This is a genomic window from Oscillibacter sp. CAG:155 (assembly GCA_000436875.1).
Classification (GTDB): domain Bacteria; phylum Bacillota; class Clostridia; order Oscillospirales; family Oscillospiraceae; genus Oscillibacter.
In genome coordinates, this window is record FR890917.1 from 1 (window position 1) to 10,373 (window position 10,373).

At 64.4% G+C, this 10,373-nt stretch carries 10 protein-coding genes and 1 pseudogene; 5 read left to right on the forward strand and 6 right to left on the reverse strand.

All coding sequences use genetic code 11. From position 1 onward, the window contains the following. From QZL67_RS06385 to mtaB, 3 genes and pseudogenes are all read right to left on the reverse strand, one after another. A pseudogene (locus tag QZL67_RS06385) lies at window positions 1-393 on the reverse strand (hypothetical protein); the annotation flags it as partial. Window positions 394-417: 24 nt separating this feature from the next. Further along, window positions 418-993 carry a 5'-deoxynucleotidase gene (gene yfbR / locus QZL67_RS06390; RefSeq protein ID WP_022289913.1) on the reverse strand — a complete coding sequence of 192 codons (576 nt, stop codon included), beginning with the start codon at window positions 991-993 and terminating at the stop codon, window positions 418-420. A 1-nt stretch (window position 994) separates the two neighbouring features. Then, on the reverse strand, window positions 995-2,284 hold the full coding sequence (mtaB, locus tag QZL67_RS06395; protein ID WP_022289914.1) for a tRNA (N(6)-L-threonylcarbamoyladenosine(37)-C(2))-methylthiotransferase MtaB: 1,290 nt from the start codon (window positions 2,282-2,284) through the stop codon (window positions 995-997). A gap of 107 nt (window positions 2,285-2,391) precedes the next feature. On the opposite strand from mtaB, the gene QZL67_RS06400 reads away from it, so the two are divergent. The 4 genes from QZL67_RS06400 to QZL67_RS06415 all read left to right on the forward strand — a co-directional run bounded on the left by QZL67_RS06400 (window position 2,392) and on the right by QZL67_RS06415 (window position 6,592). Continuing rightward, window positions 2,392-3,525, forward strand: coding sequence for a cysteine desulfurase family protein (locus QZL67_RS06400; RefSeq protein WP_022289915.1), 1,134 nt, complete (start codon window positions 2,392-2,394; stop codon window positions 3,523-3,525). Between the two features lie 88 nt (window positions 3,526-3,613). Continuing rightward, window positions 3,614-5,002: an MATE family efflux transporter gene (locus QZL67_RS06405; RefSeq protein WP_022289916.1), complete on the forward strand. Its 1,389-nt coding sequence runs from the start codon at window positions 3,614-3,616 to the stop codon at window positions 5,000-5,002. Beyond that, window positions 4,999-5,844: a putative RNA methyltransferase gene (locus QZL67_RS06410; RefSeq protein WP_022289917.1), complete on the forward strand. Its 846-nt coding sequence runs from the start codon at window positions 4,999-5,001 to the stop codon at window positions 5,842-5,844. Before QZL67_RS06405 ends, QZL67_RS06410 begins: the two co-directional genes overlap by 4 nt. A gap of 46 nt (window positions 5,845-5,890) precedes the next feature. Next, on the forward strand, window positions 5,891-6,592 hold the full coding sequence (locus QZL67_RS06415; protein ID WP_022289918.1) for a cysteine hydrolase family protein: 702 nt from the start codon (window positions 5,891-5,893) through the stop codon (window positions 6,590-6,592). A gap of 116 nt (window positions 6,593-6,708) precedes the next feature. Here the strand turns inward: QZL67_RS06415 and QZL67_RS06420 are convergent, their stop codons facing one another. The 3 genes from QZL67_RS06420 to QZL67_RS06430 all read right to left on the reverse strand — a co-directional run bounded on the left by QZL67_RS06420 (window position 6,709) and on the right by QZL67_RS06430 (window position 9,079). Further along, window positions 6,709-7,416 carry an SGNH/GDSL hydrolase family protein gene (locus QZL67_RS06420; RefSeq protein WP_022289919.1) on the reverse strand — a complete coding sequence of 236 codons (708 nt, stop codon included), beginning with the start codon at window positions 7,414-7,416 and terminating at the stop codon, window positions 6,709-6,711. Window positions 7,417-7,484: 68 nt separating this feature from the next. Next, entirely contained in the window at window positions 7,485-8,090 is a 606-nt protein-coding gene (locus QZL67_RS06425) for an MBL fold metallo-hydrolase (RefSeq protein ID WP_022289920.1), read from the reverse strand. A gap of 65 nt (window positions 8,091-8,155) precedes the next feature. Continuing rightward, window positions 8,156-9,079 carry a DUF4349 domain-containing protein gene (locus QZL67_RS06430; RefSeq protein ID WP_022289921.1) on the reverse strand — a complete coding sequence of 308 codons (924 nt, stop codon included), beginning with the start codon at window positions 9,077-9,079 and terminating at the stop codon, window positions 8,156-8,158. A gap of 224 nt (window positions 9,080-9,303) precedes the next feature. On the opposite strand from QZL67_RS06430, the gene QZL67_RS06435 reads away from it, so the two are divergent. Next, on the forward strand, window positions 9,304-10,323 hold the full coding sequence (locus QZL67_RS06435) for an alpha-hydroxy-acid oxidizing protein (protein ID WP_022289922.1): 1,020 nt from the start codon (window positions 9,304-9,306) through the stop codon (window positions 10,321-10,323). Window positions 10,324-10,373: the final 50 nt, after the last annotated feature.

The window sequence follows — 10,373 nt, forward strand, 5'->3', positions numbered from 1 at the left end:
CTGCCGGGCCTTTTCCGCCAGCGCCGCCCGGTACTGCTCCTCACAGCCCGCAAGCGCCGTCAGTTCCTCCCGGGTTGCCGCCAGGTCCGCCTGCACCGACGCCAGCTCCCGGCAGACCATGTCATGCCGCACGGCGGCCTGGGATGCCTCCGCCCGCTCCTGATCCAGCCGGTCGTCCAGACCGCCGGTGAACCGGAGAAAATACGCCGTCAGGCTCCCGCCCTCCAGTTTGTCCACATCCCTCTGCTCCTTGCTCCGGGCGGCAGCCAGCTCTGCCTCCCGGGCCTTCAGGGCAGGCAGCTGACTTTGCAGACTTCTCTCCCGGCTGCGCAGTTGGGCCTGCCGGGCCACCTGCTCCCGCAGAGTGCGCAGTTTTGCATCCATGGTCTCCATTCGGGCCCCTCCTCTCGTTATTTCTTATTTCAGCTCGTCCAGGGTCAGGGTGAAGCTCTCCAGGAAGGTGTCGATGAAATAGGTCACCTCCGGCAGGCCATAGCCCTCCAGGGCCCGACGGGTCTGCTCCGCCGCCTGACGGAACTCCAGATTTCCGGCCTTGAGCTCCTCCAAACACTTGATGTGGGCGGAGAGCTTGTCCGCCGCCTTCACCAGACACCGCGTCTCCTCGTCCGGCACGGTGAGGATGGGGGCGTACACCTCCCTCAGCTCCGACGGCAGCATTCCCAGGAGCTTTTGCTCCGCCATTTTTTCCACATCCTTGTAGGCTTCCTGAATGGCGGGGTTATCGTACTTGATGGGGGTAGGCATGTCGCCGGTGAAGATCTCGCTGGCGTCGTGGTAGAGTGCCGCCACCGCCACCGCCCCCGGGTCCACATGTCCGCCAAACTTTTCGTTGCGGATCACCGCCAGGGCGTGAGCCAGCACCGCCACCTGATGGCTGTGCTCCTGCACGTTCTCCGGAGCGGTGTTGCGCATCAGGGCCCAGCGCTGGATGAAGCGCATCCGGGAGAGATAGGCGAAAAAGTGACTTCTCATCTCACGCCTCCAGAATGCGGCCCAGCAGGACCTGACCATCCGTGCCGGTGATCTCCACGGAGCGCACCACATTGTGCAGCCCCTCGCCATCCGCCAGCACCTCCATGTAGTTGGGGGCATGGCCGAAGAACTTGCCGTCCCGGGGCTGCTCGAAGAGCACCGGGTACACCTGCCCCACGCAGCCCTCCAGGTAGGCCCGGCGCATCCCGGCAGCCGTTTCGGAGGCCCGGCGGCACCGCTCCTCCTTCACCGCCTTGGGGACCTGGGCCATCTTCGCCGCCGGCGTGCCGGGACGGACGGAGTAGGGGAAGATGTGCATCTGGGCAAAGCCGCAGGCGGCGATGAAGCGGAGCGTCTTGGAAAACTCCTCCTCCGTCTCCTCCGGGAATCCGCAGATCAGGTCCGTGGTAATGGCTGGACGGTCAAAATATTGGTTTAAAAGTGCAACAGACTGTGCATATCGGGCGGTATCGTACTTTCGGTTCATCCGCCGCAGCGTCTCGTCGCACCCGCTTTGCAGCGACAGGTGGAACTGGGGACAAAGGTCCGGCAGTGCCGCAGCCCGGCGGCAGAAATCCTCCGTCACCGTCCGGGGCTCCAGACTGCCCAGCCGGATGCGGACCCCCGGCGCCGCGGCACAGACCGCCTCCAGCAGATCGATGAGGGAGGTGCCGTCCTTCAAATCCCGGCCCCAGGAGGAGATCTCGATGCCGGTGAGCACGATCTCCCGGTAGCCCTCCTCCCGCAGTCCGGCGGCCTGCCGGGCCGCCTCGTCCAGCGGCAGGGACCGCACCGGTCCCCGGGCATAGGGGATGATGCAGTAGGTGCAGAAGTTCACGCACCCGTCCTCCACCTTGAGCATGGCCCGGGTCCGCTCCTCCAGGCCGCCGGCGGGCAGCACCTCGAACACTCGCCGCTCAAAGGACTGGTCGATGGCCTCAATGCGGCCCTTTTTCTCCGCCGCCTCCTCCAGCAGCTCTACAAAGCCGATGCGGTCCCCGGTGCCGGCGATCAGGTCCACATCCAGGGCCCGGACGTCCTCGGCGTGGGTCTGGGGGTAGCAGCCGCACAGCGCCGCCACGGCGTCGGGATGCTGCCGCCGGACCCGGTGGAGCATCTGCCGGGACTTCTGGTCGCTGACGGCGGTGACGGAACAGCTGTTGATGACATAGGCATCCGCCTCCTCAGTAAAGGGCACCACCTCATGGCCCCGTGCCCGGAGGGTCTGCTCGATGGCCTGGGTCTCGTACTGATTCACTTTGCATCCCAGGGTATAGATGGCAACTTTCATGGTTACTCCTTGCGCTTTCGAAAAATCCTGATTATAATGAATAGGCATGTCTATTATACGTGTATTTTCGCCGCCGGGCAACCCCCAACGGCAGGAGGTTTGCAGCCATGATCTATCTCGACCACGCAGCCACCACCCCGGTACCCCGGGCCGTGGCAGACACCATGTACACCGTGCTCACGGAGCACTTCGGAAACCCCAGCGCCCAGTACCCCATGGGGTTGGAGATGAAAAAGAAAGTGGAACTCTGGCGCAGGACAGTGGCCAAGGCGCTGGGCTGTGAAAGCCGGCAGCTGTTTTTCACCTCCTGCGGCACCGAGGGGGACAACTGGGCCATCCAGGCCGCCTGCTGGCAGAACCGCCGCCTGGGCCATCACATCGTCACCACCGCGGTGGAGCACAGCGCCATGCTGGAGGGCTGCCGCTGGATGGAGCGTCAGGGCTGGGAGGTCACTTACCTCACTCCCAACAGTGAGGGCGGGATCTCTGCCCAGCAGGTGCTGGACGCTGTCCGGCCGGACACGGCGCTGGTGTCCTGCATGCTGGTGAACAACGAGCTGGGCACCATCTACCCCATTCAGGAGATTGCCCGGGGCCTGGCCGCCAAAAATCCCCAGACCCTGCTCCACACTGACGCCGTCCAGGGCTTTTTGAAGATCCCCTTCTCCGCCAAGACCCTGGGAGCGGACTTTGTCACCATCTCCGCCCACAAGATCGGCGGCCCCAAGGGGATCGGCGCGCTGTACATCGGGCCCCGGGTGAAAAACCCCCGGCCCTTGCTGCCCGGCGGCGGCCAGGAGGGGGGATTGCGCTCCGGCACGGAGGCCACAGCCCAGATTGCCGGCTTTGCCAAGGCGGTGGAGCTGCGGGCAGAGGGGCTGGAGGACAAGCTCCGCCACATGGCGGAAATCAAGGCCTACGCCCAGGAGCGCCTGAGCTCCATCCCGGACCTGGTGTTCGTGGGCCGCAGCGACGCGCCCCACATTCTCTCTGTCTCCCTGGTGGGCTGGCCCAGCCAGAACATCGTCAACGACCTGGGCAGCCAGGGCATCTGCATCTCCGCCGGCTCCGCCTGCCACCAGGGCAAGCCCAGCCAGGTGGTGGCCGCGCTGCATCTGCCCAAAAAGACCGCCGGCAGCGTGGTGCGCCTGAGCTTCGGTCCGGAGACCACCCGGGAGGAGATCGACGCCTGCGTCCAGGCCCTCCAGTGCCACCACGACACCCGGATGCCCATGCTCTGAGGCATTTCCGGCCATTCTTCCCCTGACGCCGGATGCCCGGCCCCACTTTGCGCCGGCATCCCCATTTTCATTGCAAAGGATGTGCCCCATGTTTCACTATCTCCGCCGGGAACCCGGCTTTTACAGCCGGCTGTTCCGTCTGGCGCTTCCGCTGATTATTCAAAACCTCATCACCACGTCCCTGGGCTTTGTGGACACCTTCATGGTGGGACTGCTCGGCAGCGACCAGCTCTCCGCCGTCACCGCCGCCAATGCCCCCATCTACCTCATCCAGGTCATCATCTTCGGATTGATGAGCGGCCTCACCATCCTGGTGAGTCAGTACTGGGGCAAGCAGGACCTGGACGCCATCAACCGCTGCATGGGCTTTGCCATGTACGCCGGGCTGGTGATCGCCGCAGCCATGGCGGCGGTGCTCTTCTTCTTTCCCCATCAGGTACTGCTGCTGGTGACCGACAACCGCACCCTGGTGGAGTTGGGCGCGCCGTATCTCCGGATCGTCGGTATCTCCTACATCTTTAATGCCGTCAGCAGCGTGTATGTCAGCATGCAGCGCAGTGCGGAAAACCCGGCGCTGGGCATGAAGGTATTTGCCGCGTCCATGCTGCTCAACACCTTTTTGAACTACTGCCTGATCTTCGGCAACTTCGGCGCCCCCGCCCTGGGCATCACCGGCGCCGCCATTGCCACGCTCACCGCCCGGATCGTGGAGTTTCTCATCGTGCTGGTCTACGCCCTGCTCTGCCGCCGCATCCCCCTGCGGCCCCGGCTGCTGCTGCGGCCCGGCCGGGACACCGCCCGGAGCTTTGCCAAGTACGCCACGCCGGTGCTCTTCAACGAGACCATGTGGGGCCTGGGCACCACGGTGATGACCGCCATCCTGGGCCACATGACCGACAGCGCCGACATGCTGGCGGCCTACACCATCATGGGCAATATCGACAAGTTCACCACTGTCTCCTGCTTCGGTCTCGCGGGGGCCACCGCCGTGATCCTGGGCAAGGCCATCGGCGAGGGTACGGACAAGAACCATGTCTACGATCTGAGCTGGTGTCTGCTGCTGGTCTCCTTCCTGCTGGGTCTGGGGCTGGCCGCTGCGCTGGCGGTGGCACTGCCGCTGGTGTTCATTCCCTACCTCTATCCTCTCTTCAGCCTCTCGCCCCTGGCAACCGAGGCTGCTGCCACGCTGTGCGTGGTCTACCTCATTTTGCTGCCCCTCAAGTCCTTTGACATCTCCAACATCACCGGCGTCCTCCGCTCCGGCGGAGACGTGCGGATGGCCACCATCATCGACCTGACGCCCCTGTGGTGCGTGGCGGTGCCCATGGCGGCACTGACGGCCCTGGTGCTGGAGGCGCCGCTGCCGCTGGTGTGCGTGAGCATCTATTCGGAAAACATCTGCAAGATGCCGCTGGGCATTTTGCGGCTGCGCAGCCGCAAGTGGATCAATGACGTCACAAGGAGGAGCCCGTCATGAGTTTGTTTCGCTGCCCGGTCTGCGGCGCCCCCCTCAGCCGTGAGGAACGGGCCTACCGCTGTCCGGCTGGCCACAGCTACGACATCGCCCGGGAGGGCTACACCTATCTGCTGCCCCCCAATCAAAAACACTCCGCCGCCCCCGGCGATGACCGGGAAATGGCCGCCGCCCGCCGGGATTTCCTATCCAAAGGGTATTATGACCCACTGTTGAATACGCTTTGTAGTATTATTCTAGCCCATACTGGCCCAGAACCGGTGGTGTTGGACGCCGGATGCGGAGAGGGGTACTACACCGCCGGCATCCACCGGGCCCTGCTGGGGGCGGGACGGCGGCCCCAGATGGCGGGCACCGACATCTCCAAGTTCATTCTCCGCACCGCCGCCAAACGGGACCGGGACATCGCCTTTGCGGTGGCCTCCTCCTACCACCTGCCGGTGGCAGACCAGAGCGTGGACGTTCTGCTCAACTGCTTTTCCCCCCTAGCCCTGGAGGAATTCCGGCGGGTGCTGCGCCCCGGCGGCGCCTTTATCTACGTGGTTCCGGCGGCAGACCACCTGTGGCAGCTCAAAGAGGTGCTCTACGACCACCCCTACCCCAACGAGGAAAAAGAGACCCCTTACGAGGGCTTTACCTACGAGACCATTGTGCCCGTGGACGGGGCCATCACCCTGCCCTGTCAGGAGGACATCCAGAACCTGTTCCGCATGACCCCCTATGCCTGGAAAACCCCCTACACCGGCAAGGAGCGCCTGGCGGCGCTGGACTCCCTCACCACCCGCATTTCCTTCCGCATCCACGTATTCCGCCGCAACGACAGCGGACGCCCGGCCGGGGAGTAAGTGCCGCCTGCGTCCTGCTGCCCACACTGATCAAGGAGGTCCATCCATGAAAGAAAATCCCACCCGCGCCGCTTTGCTGGTCATCGACATGGAAAACGGCTTCGTCACCCCTCAGGGCGGACACTGCATCCGGGGCGCCGCCGCCACGGTGCCCGCCTGTGTCCGGGCCGTGGAACTGGCTCGGGACAAGGGCATCCCCGTGTTTTTCGTCAAGCGCATCTACCGCCGGGACGGCAGTGATGTGGAGCTGACCCGGTACGAAGGCTGGAAAGCCGGCGGCCGGGCCTGCGGTCCCGCCTCCGTGGGACCCAACAGCGCCCGGGCACCGGAGGGTCTCCAGCCCCAGCCGGGAGATTACACCATCTGGAAGCCCCGGTGGAGCGCCTTTTTCCACACGGAGCTGGACCTGATCCTCCGCCGGCTGGATATCCGCACGGTGATCCTCACCGGCACCACCACCCCCAACTGCATCCGCACCACCTGCTACGACGCCATGGCCCTGGAGTACAACACCGTGATTCTCACCGACTGCTGCTCCTCCCAGACTGAGGAGATCCAGCAGGCAAACCTGGCAGATATGCAGCGGGTGGGTGCCATTTTGATGGACAGCACCGCCTTTGCCGATTTCGGACCGGACACCGTGCCGGACACCTCCGCCGCCATCCGCGCGGAGATGCTCAGGGCCGAGACCCCGGAGCCCTTCGACTCCTTCCCCGGCGGCGGTGTGGGCTGGCCGGACCGCTGGTAAAGCGCCACAAACCGGCGGCGTCCCCTTTTGCCTACCTTCTTCCCATACAAAACGGGAGACGTGAATAAGTCACGTCTCCCGCTTCTTTTTTCGCTTCGTTTTGTCCTGCGACTTCCTTATGCCGTCTCCGGCAGCAGGACCCGACCGCCGGCAAATTCCCGGAACGCCTGCCCGATCAGGGCCTGTCCGGCGGAATTGGGGTGGGTACCGTCCTCGCACAGCAGCGTCTCCAGATGGCCGTGAGCCAAAAACGCCCCCCGCACATCCACCAGCGGCACGGCCTCCTCCCGGGCCAGCGACTCCACCGCCCGGGAATACCGCTCCTGATGGGCGTAGATGTTGCTGAGATCTCCCAGCCATGTCCGCACCGCCGCCTGATCCAGATCCCGGCACCACCAGTCAAAAAACCACTGGGGCAGCAGCGGCGGCAGGTTCATCAGGATCGGCTGGATACCCGCCTCCCGCAGTCGGCAGAGCATCCTCCGGTACCGCTCCCGGAACTCCGGCAGCGGCACCGCCGGCAGGTGGGTGCCGGCAGGTTCCGCCGCAATCTCCCGCCAGCGGAAGTCGCAGTCATTGCCCCCGAAGTCCATCACCACCGCCTGACAGGGCCGCCCGGAGGCCAGCAGCCGGTCCAGCAGCTTTCCACCCTTGACGCAGGTGGCGCCGAAGTGGGCGTCGTTGCGCACATGCAGCCCAAATTCCGCCTCCAGCTCCGGGATGCCAATGTCATTGCGGACTTTATAACTCCTGGTCTCCGGGTCCACCTGGATTCCCTTCAGAATGGAGTCCCCCAGGAGGGTGATCTCTTTTTGGCGCTCCATAAGCGCACCTCCAAACCATGTAATCTAGTATCGAATATTATATTACACAGTTTGAATTGCCTTGTCAATCAGAATTTGGGCAGCAGTACGCCAGCAGGTGCCGCCTCCGTGTCCACGGAGGTACCGGACAGGCGATGGATCTGCTCTGCCGGCCAGAGGGCCAGGAAGTCCTCCACTCCGGCGACGTTGGGCAGCCCGTAGGGGGCGTGGCGGTAATGCATGGGGATGATCCACTTGGGGCCGATGGCGTCGCAGGCCGCCTTGGCACCCCGGGCGTCCACCGTGTAGAAGCCGCCCACCGGCACCAACACGCCGTCCACCGGACCGATGGCCGCCAGCTGCTCCGCCGTGAGGGCATGGCCCAGATCGCCCAGATGGACCACAGACACACCGCCGGCGGTGAACACCCGGATGGTGTTGGTCCCCCGCAGGGTGCCTTTCTGGTCGTCGTGGAAGGACTGGATCTCCCGGATCTGGAAGGGGCTCTCCCGGGCAGGCAGCAGCTTGACGCAGTCCACCGCATCGTGGTCAAAGTGATGATGGCTGCAGTAGACCGCGTGGGCCTCCGTCTCCAGCGGCGGATACCCCTCCACTCCGGTGTAGGGGTCCGTCACGATCCGGTAGCCGTCCTCTTCCAGCAAAAAACAGGCATGTCCCAGCCATGTTACGCGCATACGCACTTCCTCCTTTGATGTAAATGGGAGGCGGACGACTGTCCGCCTCCCTTATCATACGCCTCTCAGACTCGCTTGTCATCCTTCTTTTCCGCCGCTGGCTCCGGCGTGCTCCGTGCCTTCTTCCGCCGGTGCCGCACCAGCACCACGCCGGCCCCGGCCGCCGCCAGCACCACCAGCACCACCCAGCCGTAGGCCAGCGCCACCGCCAGGCTCTCCAGCACATGCAAAAAGCCCCGCCATCCGGCGGCAAAGGCCCTGCCCAGCCGGCCGCCGAAGCTCTCCGCAGGCTGGTCACCATCGGAGAGGCGATAGACCTCCCGCAGTGTCAGGTTCACTGTGGAGTAGGCCACCTGGGCGTCGTACCCCCGCAGCGTGCCGGAGAGATCCTCGATGGTCTGCTCCGTCTCGGAGATGGCGGACTCGATGGTGATGATGTCCTCCATGGACTCTGCCCGCTCCAGCAGCTCCTGAAGCCGGGAGAGCTTCGTCTGCTGGGTCTTGAGCCGCCCCTCCACGTCGTAGTAAACCTCCGTGATATCGTCGGTGTACTCCTGGATGCTCAGCTGGTGACACAGCGTCCCCGCCCGGTCCAAAAACGGTCGGTACTGCTCCGCCGGAACCCGAACGGTATAGGAAGCGGAGCGGTAATCGCTTCCGCCGCCGCTGACGCTGCTGGACTGGAAGTAACCGCCGCACTCCTCCACCAGCGATTCCAGGTCCTCCGCAGCCTGGTCAAAAGCGGTGGTCTCCAACTCCAAATCCGCGGTGTAGATCCGCTTGGCGGACCGTTCCCCGGTGGTATCCCCGCCGGAGACGCCTCCGTCGGTGCCGTAGGCCTCCTGGGGCTCTGCCAAATCGCTTTCATCCATAGCGACGGAGTTCCTGTTGTCCGCAGCGGCCGTCTCAGCGGACCCCTTCCCCCCGCAGCCTGTCAGCGTCAGCACCGCCGCCAGCACCAGCAGCCACACCAATCCTCTTTTTCTCATTGCCGCGCCTCCTTTTCTTCTCATCCGCTTCCATAGCATCCCGGCATGGAGCCGGGTCCTCTATAAGGTTAGACGGGATTTTCCGGCGGACGTTCCGCGCCCGGCGCTCCTTTGGAAAGTTTTCCCGGTGCCGGTTGCCTTTTCCGGCGCGGCGCGGTACAATAAATTCGTGTAGCCGGACAGGCCGCACAGGAGATTTGAGTAAGATTCGGAGGGAACTTCCTATGACGTATCAGGAAATCCAGGCCAAGGCCCGTGACTGCGTGGGTCCCTACTGCAAGTCCTGCCCCGTGTGCAACGGACTGGCCTGCAAGAACACCATCCCCGGTCCCGGCGCCAAGGGCATCGGCACCGGCTTCATCCGCAACTACCAGAAGTGGCAGGAGCTGTGTGTGAACATGGACACCATCTGCGAGAACAAGCCCGTGGACACCAGCTTCGACTTCTTCGGCCGGAAGGTGGCGCTCCCCGTGTTCGCCGCCCCGCTGGGTGCCCTGACGCTGCACTACGGTGACAAGTACAGCGATCTTGCCTACAATGAGATCCTGGTCCCCGCCTGCGCGGAAAACGGCATCGCCGCCTTCACCGGCGACGGCACCGATCCCACCGTGATGCAGGGCGCCGCCCAGGTGCTGGCCAAAAACGGCGGCTGCGGCGTGCCCACCATCAAGCCCTGGAACATGGAGACCATCAAGGAAAAGCTGGACCTGGTGAAGGCCGCTGATCCCTTCGCCATCGCCATGGACATTGACGGCGCTGGCCTTCCGTTCCTGAAGAACATGACGCCCCCCGCCGGCAGCAAGACGGTGGAGGAGCTCCAGCAGATCGTGGCCCGGGCGGAAAAGCCCTTCATCCTCAAGGGCATCATGACCGTTGCCGGTGCCAAGAAGGCCCTGGAGGCCGGTGCCAAGGGCATCGTGGTCTCCAACCACGGCGGCCGTGTGCTGGATCAGTGCCCCTCCACGGCGGAGGTCCTGCCCGCCATCGCCGACGCGGTGGGCGGCAAGATGACCATCCTGGTGGACGGCGGCATCCGCAGCGGTATGGACGTGTTCAAGGCCCTGGCCCTGGGCGCGGACGGCGTTCTGATCGGCCGGCCCTTCATCAACATGATCTACGGCGCCGGTGCCGAGGGCGTGAAGGTGTATGTGGAAAAGCTCAAGGCGGAGCTGGAGGACACCATGGCCATGTGCGGCGCCCACTCCCTGGCGGAGATCAAGCGCTCCATGATCTACGGCTACTGAGCCGCCCTGGTTTCCTGCCATCAAAAAAGGCCCCTGACCGATCGGTCAGG

Excerpts from the sequence above, each read along its gene's own strand:
- yfbR (WP_022289913.1), bottom strand. The coding sequence starts at position 993 with ATGAGAAGTCACTTTTTCGCCTATCTCTCCCGGATGCGCTTCATCCAG.
- mtaB (WP_022289914.1), bottom strand. The coding sequence starts at position 2,284 with ATGAAAGTTGCCATCTATACCCTGGGATGCAAAGTGAATCAGTACGAG.
- QZL67_RS06400 (WP_022289915.1), top strand. The coding sequence starts at position 2,392 with ATGATCTATCTCGACCACGCAGCCACCACCCCGGTACCCCGGGCCGTG.
- QZL67_RS06405 (WP_022289916.1), top strand. The coding sequence starts at position 3,614 with ATGTTTCACTATCTCCGCCGGGAACCCGGCTTTTACAGCCGGCTGTTC.
- QZL67_RS06410 (WP_022289917.1), top strand. The coding sequence starts at position 4,999 with ATGAGTTTGTTTCGCTGCCCGGTCTGCGGCGCCCCCCTCAGCCGTGAG.
- QZL67_RS06415 (WP_022289918.1), top strand. The coding sequence starts at position 5,891 with ATGAAAGAAAATCCCACCCGCGCCGCTTTGCTGGTCATCGACATGGAA.
- QZL67_RS06420 (WP_022289919.1), bottom strand. The coding sequence starts at position 7,416 with ATGGAGCGCCAAAAAGAGATCACCCTCCTGGGGGACTCCATTCTGAAG.
- QZL67_RS06425 (WP_022289920.1), bottom strand. The coding sequence starts at position 8,090 with ATGCGCGTAACATGGCTGGGACATGCCTGTTTTTTGCTGGAAGAGGAC.
- QZL67_RS06430 (WP_022289921.1), bottom strand. The coding sequence starts at position 9,079 with ATGAGAAAAAGAGGATTGGTGTGGCTGCTGGTGCTGGCGGCGGTGCTG.
- QZL67_RS06435 (WP_022289922.1), top strand. The coding sequence starts at position 9,304 with ATGACGTATCAGGAAATCCAGGCCAAGGCCCGTGACTGCGTGGGTCCC.